General features: G+C 33.4%; 13 protein-coding genes and 1 pseudogene. 1 reads left to right on the top strand and 13 read right to left on the bottom strand.

The features are described from left to right. Window positions 1-7: 7 nt before the first annotated feature. Both G7082_RS07935 and G7082_RS07930 read right to left on the bottom strand, forming a co-directional pair. Window positions 8-853, bottom strand: coding sequence for a signal peptidase I (locus G7082_RS07935; RefSeq protein WP_238842626.1), 846 nt, complete (start codon window positions 851-853; stop codon window positions 8-10). Between the two features lie 747 nt (window positions 854-1,600). Then, on the bottom strand, window positions 1,601-2,392 hold the full coding sequence (locus tag G7082_RS07930; RefSeq protein ID WP_166034575.1) for a formate/nitrite transporter family protein: 792 nt from the start codon (window positions 2,390-2,392) through the stop codon (window positions 1,601-1,603). Window positions 2,393-2,752: 360 nt separating this feature from the next. Between G7082_RS07930 and rpsD the strand changes: the two genes are divergently transcribed. Next, complete coding sequence (gene rpsD / locus G7082_RS07925) at window positions 2,753-3,364, top strand: 30S ribosomal protein S4 (protein WP_166034574.1); 612 nt, start codon at window positions 2,753-2,755, stop codon at window positions 3,362-3,364. A 225-nt stretch (window positions 3,365-3,589) separates the two neighbouring features. Here rpsD and G7082_RS07920 read toward each other — a convergent pair whose 3' ends face one another. From G7082_RS07920 to trxA, 11 genes and pseudogenes are all read right to left on the bottom strand, one after another. Continuing rightward, on the bottom strand, window positions 3,590-4,366 hold the full coding sequence (locus tag G7082_RS07920) for a (S)-acetoin forming diacetyl reductase (RefSeq protein ID WP_166034573.1): 777 nt from the start codon (window positions 4,364-4,366) through the stop codon (window positions 3,590-3,592). Window positions 4,367-4,599: 233 nt separating this feature from the next. Then, a complete protein-coding gene (locus tag G7082_RS07915) occupies window positions 4,600-5,094 on the bottom strand; it encodes a cadmium resistance transporter (protein ID WP_166034572.1) in 495 nt (164 codons plus the stop codon). Window positions 5,095-5,445: 351 nt separating this feature from the next. Next, window positions 5,446-6,690, bottom strand: coding sequence for an ABC transporter permease (locus G7082_RS07910; protein WP_166034571.1), 1,245 nt, complete (start codon window positions 6,688-6,690; stop codon window positions 5,446-5,448). Beyond that, the gene (locus tag G7082_RS07905) at window positions 6,683-7,585 is read right to left on the bottom strand and encodes an ABC transporter ATP-binding protein (RefSeq protein WP_166034570.1); all 903 of its coding nucleotides are present in this window, start codon (window positions 7,583-7,585) and stop codon (window positions 6,683-6,685) included. Before G7082_RS07905 ends, G7082_RS07910 begins: the two co-directional genes overlap by 8 nt. A gap of 19 nt (window positions 7,586-7,604) precedes the next feature. Beyond that, entirely contained in the window at window positions 7,605-8,288 is a 684-nt protein-coding gene (locus G7082_RS07900; protein WP_166034569.1) for a DUF2812 domain-containing protein, read from the bottom strand. Continuing rightward, window positions 8,288-8,605, bottom strand: a complete 318-nt coding sequence (locus G7082_RS07895; protein WP_166034568.1) for a PadR family transcriptional regulator — start codon at window positions 8,603-8,605, stop codon at window positions 8,288-8,290. Before G7082_RS07895 ends, G7082_RS07900 begins: the two co-directional genes overlap by 1 nt. A 161-nt stretch (window positions 8,606-8,766) precedes the next feature. Next, window positions 8,767-9,066 carry a DUF3899 domain-containing protein gene (locus G7082_RS07890; RefSeq protein ID WP_166034567.1) on the bottom strand — a complete coding sequence of 100 codons (300 nt, stop codon included), beginning with the start codon at window positions 9,064-9,066 and terminating at the stop codon, window positions 8,767-8,769. 282 nt (window positions 9,067-9,348) lie between these two features. Beyond that, window positions 9,349-10,554, bottom strand: a complete 1,206-nt coding sequence (locus tag G7082_RS07885; protein ID WP_166034566.1) for an NAD(P)/FAD-dependent oxidoreductase — start codon at window positions 10,552-10,554, stop codon at window positions 9,349-9,351. Between the two features lie 105 nt (window positions 10,555-10,659). Continuing rightward, entirely contained in the window at window positions 10,660-10,956 is a 297-nt protein-coding gene (locus G7082_RS07880) for a hypothetical protein (protein WP_166034565.1), read from the bottom strand. A 71-nt stretch (window positions 10,957-11,027) separates the two neighbouring features. Further along, window positions 11,028-12,808: pseudogene (uvrC, locus tag G7082_RS07875) on the bottom strand (excinuclease ABC subunit UvrC). Between the two features lie 327 nt (window positions 12,809-13,135). Next, window positions 13,136-13,447 (bottom strand): thioredoxin, encoded by a 312-nt coding sequence (gene trxA, locus G7082_RS07870; protein ID WP_166034564.1) that lies wholly within the window; start codon window positions 13,445-13,447, stop codon window positions 13,136-13,138. Window positions 13,448-13,503: the final 56 nt, after the last annotated feature.

Genomic DNA, 13,503 nt, shown 5'->3' with positions numbered 1-13,503 from the left:
TAAATACCTACTTTTTAGTCTTGCTCTTTTTCGATTTACCACTCTTAGATTTGTGTGAGTGACTCTTCGACTTGCTGCTCTTACTACTGTGAGTTTTTTCCTTTGAATGTTTACTAGATTTCTTAGATTTAGATGATTTTGATGACTTTTTCTTTGAAACTTCTTTCACTTCTTTACGAGGTTTTTTTTCTTCTTCCTCATCGTCATCACTTGCTAAAATATACATTCTAATTACCCAAAAGAATCCAACCACTGATAGAATAAAAATAAGTGATAGCACAAAATTCTCTTTTATAAAAGCTAGAATACCTCCAACTTTAGGAATTCTACCAACCACTTTACCTACTAACGCTTTTTCACTCATCGGCATATCATCCGTCTTATTCGCGTCACCACGTGTTGTAAAATAATATCCTTCACGACCTTTGTAATCATTTTGGACTTTTACAACCCTATGCGTTAAGTAGTTATTATTTTTATTATCTGGATTTGTTGAAGGACGATACGTAATAACATCACCTTTTTTCAAATCTTTGGCCTTTACCTCTTTAATAATGATAATATCTCCTGATCTGAAACCGCCTTCTTTAATCTTGTTTCCAGGAGAAACCATTGAATCGGTTAAAACCCCAAACATTCGGTAACCATTTAGCGACTTGTCCTGTTTTTGCATAATCGCCATTAAACCAGCACCGATAAAAATACTCAGCATAACTAAATAAAATATTAAATTAAGAAACGCCGCTATTCTTTTACTCTTTTTACTTGGGCCTGTTTTTTTATCATTACCTTTATGTCGTTTATCTCGAGTGTCGTGCTTTTTCTTCTTATTAGATTCTTTTTTCTTCTTCACATTCACTGTCCCCTTTTACACTTTTAATAAAATATACATTTAACAGTTATTACATTCACATACAATTATTATAATAACATAAAAAACGATTATTAAAAGATGATAAATTAAACAATATAAATCATATGTTAAAAAAACAAATAATTTTAAATAAGAGAAAAATGAGATAAAACTAATTAAAATAAAACTAAATAATAAAAAAACACTTAACTCTTTACAAAAACACGTTTTAAAAACTTAAAGACATAAAACTAAATACTTTGATTTTGTAATCGAACACTTAAAAATATCGTTTAAATTTATATAAAAAAGTTTTTTGTATATTTAAATACTAACATAATTATTTATTTTTTTCTATATTTTTGTTTATTTAACATACTAATAGAACGTTTATTGTACGGTTTAACTTACTTAATATCGCTTATACAGAATTAAAACACTCTAATTATACGATTTAATATTTTTAGAACGATAACATGCTTGGTATATTTTACAAAAAGACTTATATTTTTTACATTTAGTGAAATAGCACAAATAAAAAACAGCTAAAGGTATATACAATATCCGTGATTCTCAGTTAGTTTATGTTCTTTTCCTATTAAACCAGTAACAGACAACAGTTATTTATTAATGTTTTCTCAATTAAGCTACACTTCTTTATAAAATAATTCTTTTCGTTATTTTTTAGTGCAAAAAAAGCATCATTCAAATTGAACGATGCTTTTTTCTACTATTTAATTATTATCTCTAATCCAAATACTTCAACGACTCATCATTATTCAACCAAGCGTAAGTTAAACCAATAACTAACCCACCACCGATAAAGTTTCCGATAAATGTGAAGATGATGTTTGTTGCTAGGGCGCCAACTGTCATACCCACAACTGCTCCTCCTGATGAGAAGAATGCTAATGGGAAATAAATAAAGTTGGCGATCACATGCTCAAATCCTAAAAACGTGAAAATAAAAATGACACATAAAATCGACATAAATCTTGCTGCATCATCTTTTGCCTTCATTGACATAAGAATCGCTAAGTTAACAATAATGTTAGCAAACATTCCTTCCACCACTGTTTGTGGGATTCCTTTTTGGAACTTTCCTTCTACTATATGTGTTAGGAAGTTATCTGCGGGTAATCCTTTAAAAAATCCTGTGACAGATAATAGATAAGCTACCACGATTGCACCGATTAAATTGAACAATACACATACCATTAAAATTTTAAATGCTTTTGATGGTTTTAATTTCTTTCGGTAGGTTGCGACAGTCATGTACATCATATTTGACGTTCCTAGTTCTGCGTTTAAAAAGATGATTAATGCTAAACCTAAACCAAATGTGAAGGCGTATAACATTTTTCCAACTGAACCATCAAATTTAAGCCCTAATCCTAAGGCAATTGCTGAACCTAACGCCAAATACAATGTTGCTAAAATTGATCTTACTGCGTATTTACTGAATTTTTTATCGATGAGTTCATTCTTTTTCTCGATTGAAGCATCGATTTTTGCCATTAACTCTGAACTATGCGCCATTTTCTTAAAATCCTCTCTCACTTTTCCTAATAATTTTAAAATAAGTACAATGAATAATTTATCACAAATATCACTAATATTATATTAAAAAATGAAAAAAAATACGTCAAAAATTTGCTAGTTGAAATAATCTCGTTTTTCGATTGACGCAAACGACTAAAACAGTGTATAATAGATTTTGTGTAAAATAATGCAGCTAAAAAATAAGCAGCTCGTTATTAGTTTGTTTGCCTATTCATAGGTTCAATTGCGTAGCCACGGCTGCAAGGGTGAAGATTGAAAAATAAACTAAGCGGATGTTAATATTTTTAAGAAATTATTTTACTCCAAAACTAAAGAAATTTATTGGAGGAATTATTCATGTCACGTTATACTGGACCAAGTTGGAAAATCTCTAGACGCTTAGGCATTTCATTATCAGGAACTGGTAAAGAATTAGCTCGTCGTCCTTATGCACCAGGTCAACACGGACCTAACCAAAGAAAAAACAAATCTGAGTACGGCTTACAATTAGCTGAAAAGCAAAAATTACGTCTTACTTACGGCTTAACAGAACGTCAATTCCGTAATTTATTCGTAGCAGCTGGTAACATCACTGAAGGTAAACACGGTGTTAACTTCATGATCTTACTTGAGCAACGTTTAGACAACGTAGTATTCCGTTTAGGTTTAGCAACAACTCGTCGTCAAGCACGTCAGTTTGTAAACCACGGTCACATTACTGTTGATGGTAAACGCGTTGATATTCCATCATACCGCGTACAACCAGGACAAGTAATCTCAGTTCGCGAAAAATCTAAAGATGTTACTTTCATCAAAGAAGCTGTTGAGTCTACATTAGGACGCCCAGCATTCGTAAGCTTTGACGCTGAAACTTTATCAGGTAGCTTAACTCGTTTACCAGAACGTGAAGAGTTATCACAAGATATCGACGAAGCATTCGTAGTAGAATTCTACAACAAATTACTATAAGATATTCAAAAAAACCAAAACTTATTTCAAGTTTTGGTTTTTTATTTTGGGGGAAATTAAGAGGTTGTCATGGAAGTGTTCAGCTTATTTCCGCCGAAGCTACTTCCGTGACACCGTTTGCTCATAATTAAAGAGGAGAATGACAACAATCCGTCATTCTCCTCTCTTCTATTTGTATAGGTTTCTTCCAGTCGCTCGGAGCTAGGCGCATTTAGAACTACCCTTTTATTGAAATTGGATGCCGCCATCTACGATTAGGGTTTGGCCTGTCATATAATTTGAATCTGGTCCTGCTAGGAAGGCGACTGCTGATGCCACTTCTTCTGGTTCTGATAAACGTTTCATGGCGATGTCTTTAGCAAATTGTTCCATGCCCCATTCATCATCTTTGCCTGCATTTTTACCTACATTATGAGCAATATCCATCATCATTGGTGTTTTAACGATACCAGGAGCAAATGCATTCACCGTAATTCCTCTTTCAGCTAAATCTCTGGCTGTTACTTGAGTTAAGCCACGTACTGCAAATTTTGTACTAGAATATAAAGAAAGGTTTGGATTACCAACAACCCCTGCTTGAGAAGTGGCATTGATAATTTTTCCACCATGTCCGAATTTTTCAAATTGCTCAATCGCTGCTTGCGTTCCCCAAATAACGCCACCTACATTAATATGATAAACTTTATCAAACATTTCAGGCGTGATTGTTTCAATTGGTGTCGTTGGGCCTAAGCCAGCGTTGTTAATAATGACATCAAAGCCACCAAAATGATCTGCTACTTCAGTCACTGCTTTGAATACATCGTCGCGATCACTAACGTCCACTTTTACAGCATACGCTTTTCCTTGATCTGCGTTGATTTCTTTCGCTACTTCACTGGCTAAATCATAATTCAAATCAGCAACACCGACTGCAAAACCATCTTTAGCTAATCTTCTAGCGATTGCTGCTCCAATCCCTTGTGCGCCACCTGTGACAAATGCTACTTGTTCGTTTGACATTTTACCATCTCCATTAATTAATTTTATAACACTTTTTATTATACTCTTGTATCTCCACAGCATATCTAAGATAACTATTTGTGTTACTATTGCTACCTATTTTATAAATAGTGTTTTTTATAATAGAACAATGGAATTACTGATAAATTAGAGGTTTTTAGTTTTATTGATGACATAGGCAAATAAAAATAAGCAATAAAAACACAATCATGTATTTTTATTGCTTATTTAGTTTACCAATCAAAAAGTATTCCCAGTCCAACGTACATTAATACAAGGGGCAAGAACCATTTAGGAACTCCCTCGATTTTCTCTTTCACCCAGGTAATCCTAGTAATCACAATTCCTAGCCCGCACCATAAAGCTGTCATCACAAAAAACGTCAACACACACTGAATTAACTCAGCTAAAGTAAAAGTACTAAATAATGGCGTATAAGCACCAATGTTGTCCATACCATTCATAATGGTTATTAGGAAAATTTGAATGATCAAACTGTTATCACTTTCACTGACTACCTCTTCTTGTTTTTCTTTTTCCATTAATAGTTTTATCCCTAGAATTATCGGAACAATACCAAGATAATTCAGATTAAATTGCTCAAATTTTTGAAGTGTTAGGGATAGAAATACACTGATACCCACTAAAAATCCCATTCCTAAAAACTGCCCAACGACAATGTTCGTTCGATTTCCGAAGTGAGCGTTTTGACCAAAGAATAATGTCAAAATAAGTAAATCATCTATATTCGTTGCGGTAAAGGTTATGATGTTCGTTAAAATTTTAGGTCACCTACTTTTTGTTTTCCTTCTTATTTTAACCTAAATTGTTACCGATTTCTTCATACTTACTTTAACTTTTCTTAAACTCTTTGAATTATAGTAGTTATATAATAAATCAGTGGATGAACTTGGTGTTATACTTGTATAGCTGAAAGTTTTTTCCTATATGTAAGGTGTAGGTTCGACTCCTACCGTCCACGTAAAGGCGAATTTCAGCCTTAATCCTATGACAGGTGATAATTAGAAAAAAATAAAAGAAGCGTTAGAACATCCCCCGTTCTAACGCTTTTTCACTACCTATTTCGTTAACTTCATTGCATCCTTAAAGACATTCATCATACTCTTATCACTGTAGATTAACACAGTTGATTTATAGGCTTTAGCTGATAATTTCAATAAGACAACGATACTAATCACAAGTAATCCTAGAGAAATCATAACCTCCATCGTTGTCACATCATTGTTGGCAATCCTAACTGGCATACCAAATGAAGAAAGAAACGGGATAAATGACATCACTTTAACAATAATACTTTGTGGATTTGCCATTCCTACAGAAAAGCTACCAATAAATCCAATCATGATTAAGTAAGTTAGTGGTGCTACTGCTTTAGCTGAGTCTTCAACTTTATTAACTAAAGATCCTAAAAAGGCTGCTAAGATAGTGTAGATCAACACACCAAATAACAAATAAAGTAAGTTGTAACCTAGTAACCCTCTCAATAAATCTCCTGCCGGAACTTCCTCAAAGAAAGATTTAACAACATCCATATCTTTAACAAACATAAAACCAATAATTCCTGATAGAAGATAAACACCAACTTGAGTTAAAATCACTAAAGAAATTCCTGTAATTTTACCATAAAAATGTTTAGATGCTGTAGTGCTTGATAGAATCACTTCCATGATTCGTGTTCCTTTTTCTGAAGCAACCTCTTGAGCTGTTATCGTTGAATAGAGCATCACAATAAAATACATCATAAAGACAACAATCATTCCAACTATCATCATTACTATTTTATTATCTTTATTTTCTTCAATTTTACCATCCGACACTTTTACTTGTTTCTCAGTGAATATTGCTGGTGATAATATTTTACCAACTTCTTCTTGAGATAAGGACAATTTATCCGCATTCATTCCTAATTGTATTTGGTTTAAACTTTGCTGAATCACCTGTAAGTTATCTGTACCAAGTGATTTCACTCCAACATATTGACCTTCTAATTTTTCTTGATTCTCATGAATAACAATGTAACCATCAATTTCTTCTTTTTCTAATGCTTTTTTTGCTGCATCTTCTGTGGTTATTTTTTTATTAATATCAAACTCTTCTTTTGTTTGCTCAGTAAAAGTTTTCCCTAAACCTTCTACTTCACTGACAATTGCGACTTCTTTTGAATGATTAAATTTTTGACCCATGTAAGTAGTACCTGCGAATATTCCCATGAAAAATAAAGGCGCAATAATCATCATAATAAAACTAACTGACTTCACATGTTTCTTATACGTTTCTAAGGCAACAACCCAAAACTTATTCATCTTTTTCACCTACTTTTAATTTAAATATTTCCTCCAAGGTTGGTGGCTGTTGATTGAAGATTGGTAAGTAATCTGTTAATTTCATGGCTTCTTCAAAGATAACTTTACCAACTTCTGGTTCTGTTAAATGAATCGAATACATATTATGACGTTTTTCAGTCACCTCAACAACACCCGGTATCTCTAATAAGTTTTCTTTCGTTAAAGCTGTTTCGATTTCAAGATGGGTTCTACCGAACTGCTCACGGATATCTTGCACCACGCCGTCCAGCACCATTTGACCATTGCGAAGCATGACCAAATGATCACAGATTTGTTCCACATTTTCCATGTTATGACTTGAGAAAATAACACATGATCCTTTCGCTTTTAACTCAATAATACCTTGTTTTAACAGTTCCGCATTCACTGGGTCCAAACCACTAAAAGGCTCATCTAAAATGACCAATTTAGGTTCATGAATCAATGTCGCGATCAACTGAACTTTTTGTTGATTCCCTTTTGATAAGGTTTTTACTTTATCAGTCTTTTTACCTTTGACTTCAAATTTATCCATCCAATGATCAATCAATGGCACAATTTCCTTTTTAGTTTTACCACGCAAGCGACCAAAGTAGACCAGCTGATCTTCAATCGTTGATTTTGGATAAAGTCCTCGCTCCTCTGGTAAGTAGCCGATAATGTTATAATCTTCCTCTTTAATCGGCTGACCATCCCAAGTGATCGTTCCCTTATCTTGATCTAAAAAGTTTAAAATTAAGCGGAAAGTTGTTGATTTTCCAGCTCCATTTTGCCCAATTAACCCTAATATTTTTCCATCTGGAATTTCAAATGTGACATCATCAAGTGCTGTCATCTCTCCAAATGTTTTTGTTAAACCTTCAACTTTTAACATACAAATCCTCCTCGTCAATCTATAATCCGTTTATCCCAAATAAAAAACCTAAAACACCACCAAATATGGCACCCAAAATCATTGTTACAAAAATATCTCTAACAAAGCGCTGTTTCTTGGCATAATTCTCTGGTTGCTTGAAGTAGCTACTTCTTTTTAAATACATCACTTTGTAGTAAAGCATTAGCAAAATTGTAATCAGCGGGAAAAATAAAAATGCTATCCCGATACCATGTAAAAAACCATATGAAAAACTATGTTGTTCTACTTTAATACCCAATTCTTGATTTCTTACTACATACAGCCAAAGAATCCCAAACAGCGTCACAATCATCGAATTTTTCAGAAACCAAATACTTTCTTTCCTAATTCTGGTCGCTAAACTTTCCTCATCTGTATAGACACTCTCTGTATCAACGGGTGCTTTAAAGATAAAATACCGATTCCGGTAACTAGTCACTTCACTCCAACCAGAAGCTTGATACAGTTCCAAATAGTCATCTAATTCTTTCTTTTTCCCCGAATAAAAATCAATCACCATATGCGCTTCTTCTTTTTCAACTTTCTTCAAACGATAAAAGCCAAAAAAACTAATACTCTCAATTAACCAACCATCCGCTAACTCTTGTTCTAAACGTTGACTTTCTAATTCAGCGTAGAAGGCTAATCCTTTAGAATAGAGATACTTTTTCTTACCTAACATCATAACTCTTCCCTCGCTTTCTCTAGTAGTAGTCTTTCTCCTGCTTGGTAAAACAACTTCCGTCTCTCAACTTCTTCTTCTAACTTCTTAATACCTAACTCAGTAATCAAATAAATCTTTTTTCGGTCATCATCTTGTTCCAAGGTAATATACTCACTCTTGACTAACTTTTTTAGAATGGTGTACATACTCGCCGGTCCAATGCTAACTCGTTCTTCTGTAATCTCAGATATTTCTTTCATAATGGCATAACCGTGTTTTGGTTCTAGTAAAGCCAGTAAAATTAAATAGTTTGAGTCTGTTAATGGTTCATCCATAGCTTTCCCTCCCACAAACCATTTTTGTATCACTTAATGATATATCGTTAAGTGATATATCACTTAATGATATAATATCAAATTTATTTAGAAAGTCAATCTCTTTTGAATAAAATAAAAAGACTATTTTTTACATTTCGTAAAAAAATAGTCTTAAACTCTTATTTTGCGGCTGCTATACTTGATTCATAGTGGGATAAATAAGCTACTCCACCACCTGCACTCACTGAGAGGACTAAACATAATAATCCTATCATCAAAAGTTTCTTACTGCTCTTTGTCAATGCTTTTAATTCTTTTCTCTGCTTATGTCGTTCTTCTTTATTTCTAACCTCTACCGCTTTTACGTTTTCAATTTGTCTTTTTTTTAGAAGGTGTAGTGTAAAGAAAACTAGAGACACACTTAAAAGAATAAGTCCAATTATCAAAATTATTAATGACACTAACTGTAAATTAACCATACTCTACTCACTTTTCCTATTCATCATTGTTCTTAGTCAATCTAAATTTGTTTTTGATTGTCCTATAAAAATTCTTGTTAAATAATTATAGCACAAAATCAAACTTTTTTAACTAATAACTTTAAAAATAAGCAGTGTAACAATCGTTCTTTTTATATAACAAGAATAGAGAGACTTATTCGTTATTTTATTCGATGGTTTTTTATAATAAGTAAATAACGACCCTCTTATTTATACAAAAAAAAGAAGAACATGATTGACTCATGTTCTCCTCTTGATAGCTTAACGGTAGTAATCAAAACGACCTTTTTTAAGTAACGTCTTAGTATTTCCTACTGCAAGTAATGATTTATTAATAACATTTTTCTTCATGATAGATCCGATATAACCTTTAACTTCTTTACCCATGACATTACCAATACCAACGTTGTTACCAATTGAGGCAACCGTTCCTAATGGTTTGAATGTAAATGGTGTTGTTGCTTGGTTGTTAACTTTAGCTGCTAAGTTATCAGCTACTGATTCACCTTGTTTTAAAGCGATTTGAGCTGTTGTTGGGAATGGACGGTTTGATTCTGTATCCATCACCGCACTAACGTCACCAATCATAAAGATTTCTGGATAATCTGCTACTGTTAAATCTGGTTCTACCATTACACGTCCACGACGTTCAGCAAATCCTGATTCACCAACGATTGAGCTACCTTTAACCCCTGTTGTCCAGATGATTGTGTTAGCTTTAACTTCTTTTAATTCACCGTTTTCTTCATAACAAACCGTGTTTTCTTTTAATTCTTTAATGGGTGTACCCACTTTGAATTCAACGCCACGTTTTTTAAGAACATCGATTCCGTAAGTTCCTAATTTTTCTGAGAACATTGGTAATAATGTTGGCATTGCTTCGATACACGTAATTTTTAATTTATCTTTTGGAAAGTTTAATTTGTCTGCTAACTTTGGTAAGCGATTTGTAATTTCACCTAAATACTCGATACTAGTAAAACCTGCACCACATACAACGATTGATAAGTCGGCTTCGTCTTTTGACTTAGCGTAGTTTGCTAAGTTATCATCTAAATATTTGCGACATGCTTCAGCTGTCACAATATTAACTAATGGTTTTGAGAATTCGTTAACACCTGGAATACCAAATGTTTCTGATTCAAAGCCTAATGCGATAACTAAGTAGTCATAAGTTATTTCACCTTGTTTTTCAAGAATAACTTTCTTTTCGTCTTTTTTGATTAAAGTTACTGTGTCTTGAATAAAAGTTACTTTATTGCTGTCTAACACGCTAGTGATGGCAAATGAAATTTTGCTCGCTGGTTCTGTTCCGGCAGCTACTTCATGTAATTGTGTTGACTCATAATGATAGTCATTTTTATTCACTAAGATGATCTCAGCGTTGATGTTTTTCTTTTGTAATTGTTTGACTGTTTTTAGGCCCGCATAACCGGCTCCTAGTACAACTATTTTAGGTTTACTCATTTCTACAAATCCCTCCAAGGTTTACTTCTATCCAACTATAGGATTTTTCTACATAAATGTCAATTGATTGAGACTATGACAGTTATTTTTTTGCTTTGGTACAGACTAATCTTCTTTTAAAGTTCGTGAAAAATACCATAAACTTAAACTATTTACAAGACTGACAAAGGCTCCATACATTAACAAGTGATCCACAAATTTACTGCGTGATAAGCCAAATGCATTTAACTCAATTAAAATCACTGCTAACCCTAAAAGGTAGGCACTCATTGTTAATTGACTCGTATTTGATAGAACTTTTTGACCTAAGCTGTTGTTTTTATAAACCACAATTTTTCGGTAATAGTAAAACATTGAGATAAAAATAATAACGATTGATGAAATATTAATTATTAATGACACGATATTTCTCCTTTAGTATTAAAGTATAAAAAAAGCTTTTTAATTGTACCATTTTTTGAAAAAACTTTCTATTATTTCGATTCTTTGAAATGCGCCACGATATTCTTCGCCACATTTTTTGGTATGCCTTTAGCGATGATGTCATCTACACTGGCTTCTTGAATATTCTTAACTGATTTAAACGCCTTTAAGAGTTCTTTTTTACGTTTTGGACCCAAGCCTTCGATACCATCTAGTTTAGAAGCAAAGCTATTTTTACTTCTTGTGGTTCTGTGGAACGTAATCGCAAATCTGTGGACTTCATCTTGAATTCGCTGTAATAAGAAAAACTCTGGTGAATTCCGTTTTAAAGGAATCACGTCTAACTCTGGTCCAAATAATAACTCACTGGTTTTATGCTTGTCGTTTTTTGCCAGACCTGCAATCGGAATGTCTAGCCCTAACTGATTATCTAACACTTCTTGGGCTGCGTGAACTTGTCCTTTCCCCCATCTATCAGAATTAAATCTGGTAAAGGTAAATCTTCTTTTAAAACGCGTGAATAGCGTCTGTAAATAACTTCCTTCATTGAAGCATAATCATCAGGTCCTTTTACCGTCTTTATTTTGAATTTTCGGTAATCTTTTTTAGAAGGTTTTCCGTCCACATATACAACCATGGCAGAAACGGGATCAGTTCCCATGATGTTCGAGTTATCAAAAGCTTCGATTCGTCCTGCTGAAGGAATTCCCATAGCATCACTTAATTTCTCAGTAGCCCCTACTGTTCGCTCTTCTTTTCGCTCAATCAAACTGAACTGCTCGCTTAAATAAATTTTGGCATTTTTACTCGCCAACTCCACTAATTTTTTCTTTTCTCCTCGGACAGGTTGAAAGACTTTTGTATCAACGATTGCTGCTACATCTTCTTTTGAAATGTCTTTTGGAATCAGAATCTCTTTCGGAATAAAATGCTGATTTTCTTGATAAAATTGACCAATGAATGTTAAGAAATCTTCTTCCGCTTCATTGTAGAATGGAAAATCAAAGACACGGCGCTCAATTAATTTACCTTGTCTGACAAAGAAAACTTGAACCACCATCCAGCCCTTATCCACGGCATATCCAAAAACATCTCGGTCGATAAAATCGGCATTAGTCATTTTTTGTTTGGTCATAATCGCTTGAATCGCATTAATTTGATCCCTAAACTCAGCTGCTCGCTCAAATTCCATGTTAAGAGCGGCAGTTTCCATTTTTTCTTCTAACTCTTTTTGAACAGCGACATAGCCACCACCATTTAAAAAATGCTTAATTTCTTCTACCATTTGTTTATACTGCTCTTCCACAACTTCATTCACACAAGGTCCTAAACATTGCCCCATATGATAATACAGACACACTTCATTGGGTAGATTTTTACATTTTCTTAACGGATACATTCGATCCAGCATTTTTTTAGTTTCATTAGCCGCTCGCACATCTGGATAAGGTCCAAAGTAATTGGCATTGTCTTTCAGAACTTTCCTCGTAATCAGTAATCGTGGTGCTTTTTCATTCGTAATTTTGATAAAGGGATACGATTTATCATCCTTTAACATAATATTGTATTTAGGCATATTTTTTTGAATTAAATTAATTTCAAGGAGGAGTGCTTCTGTATTGGATTCTGTCACAATGTACTCAAAATCCACAATTTCACTAACCAAGCGTACTGTTTTCGTATCGTGACTTCCTGTAAAGTAAGAACGGACACGATTTTTTAAGATTTTAGCTTTTCCTACATAAATAATCGTTTTATTTTTATCTTTCATCAAATAGCACCCAGGCTGATCTGGTAAAAGAGCTAATTTATTTTTTATTTGTTCGTTCACTGCCGTCACTCCTAACTAATTTTACCACTTACTAGTATACCAAGAGCATAAAAAAAAAGCATTCAACAGTTACTTAAACTGTGAATGCTTTATAAGAGTGATGAAAATGGCCACTTCAAAAATTAAAATTAATTCCAAACCCATGAATTATTTTTATTTTCCTCCAATTGCTTGGAGCTAAACGCCTTTTTCATCACTCTGGTTAGTCTGGATTCAAAAGGCAGCTCCTGCGGCAACTTCAAAAATAAAAATTAATTCCAAAACCGTGAATTATTTTTTATTTCCTCCAGTTGCTTGGAGCTAAGCGCCTTTTTCATCACTCTGTTTTTACAAATGTTTATCTAAAATCATTTTTAATTGTTCTTTTTGATGTAAACCAACGATGTTTTCAACTAATTCGCCGTCTTTTAAAAGAATCATGTTTGGAATGCTCATGATACCGTATTTTTGGCTTGTTTCTGGATTTTCATCCACGTTGATTTTAACAAATTTAATTTGGTCCACATAATTTTCTGAAACTTGTTCTAGAATTGGACTTTGCATACGACATGGTCCACACCAAGGTGCCCAAAACTGAGCCATAACTAAACCTTCAGCTGTTTCTTCTGTAAATTCTTGATCTGTAATTGGTAATAACATATTTACGACACTCTCCTTCTCTACTTGAATACACCCAAATTATACCAAAGGGGGTA

The sequence above is a fragment of the Vagococcus hydrophili genome, from assembly GCF_011304195.1.
In the GTDB taxonomy this organism is placed as follows: domain Bacteria; phylum Bacillota; class Bacilli; order Lactobacillales; family Vagococcaceae; genus Vagococcus; species Vagococcus hydrophili.
Note: the sequence above shows the minus strand (reverse complement) of the source record. Positions and strands in the feature narration are given on the sequence as shown.

Bases quoted from the DNA above. Each gene is read 5' to 3' on its own strand.
- G7082_RS07910 (WP_166034571.1), bottom strand. From the start codon at position 6,690: ATGAATAAGTTTTGGGTTGTTGCCTTAGAAACGTATAAGAAACATGTG.
- G7082_RS07895 (WP_166034568.1), bottom strand. From the start codon at position 8,605: ATGGATGAACCATTAACAGACTCAAACTATTTAATTTTACTGGCTTTA.
- G7082_RS07890 (WP_166034567.1), bottom strand. From the start codon at position 9,066: ATGGTTAATTTACAGTTAGTGTCATTAATAATTTTGATAATTGGACTT.
- rpsD (WP_166034574.1), top strand. From the start codon at position 2,753: ATGTCACGTTATACTGGACCAAGTTGGAAAATCTCTAGACGCTTAGGC.
- G7082_RS07920 (WP_166034573.1), bottom strand. From the start codon at position 4,366: ATGTCAAACGAACAAGTAGCATTTGTCACAGGTGGCGCACAAGGGATT.
- trxA (WP_166034564.1), bottom strand. From the start codon at position 13,447: ATGTTATTACCAATTACAGATCAAGAATTTACAGAAGAAACAGCTGAA.
- G7082_RS07930 (WP_166034575.1), bottom strand. From the start codon at position 2,392: ATGGCGCATAGTTCAGAGTTAATGGCAAAAATCGATGCTTCAATCGAG.
- G7082_RS07905 (WP_166034570.1), bottom strand. From the start codon at position 7,585: ATGTTAAAAGTTGAAGGTTTAACAAAAACATTTGGAGAGATGACAGCA.
- G7082_RS07900 (WP_166034569.1), bottom strand. From the start codon at position 8,288: ATGTTAGGTAAGAAAAAGTATCTCTATTCTAAAGGATTAGCCTTCTAC.
- G7082_RS07885 (WP_166034566.1), bottom strand. From the start codon at position 10,554: ATGAGTAAACCTAAAATAGTTGTACTAGGAGCCGGTTATGCGGGCCTA.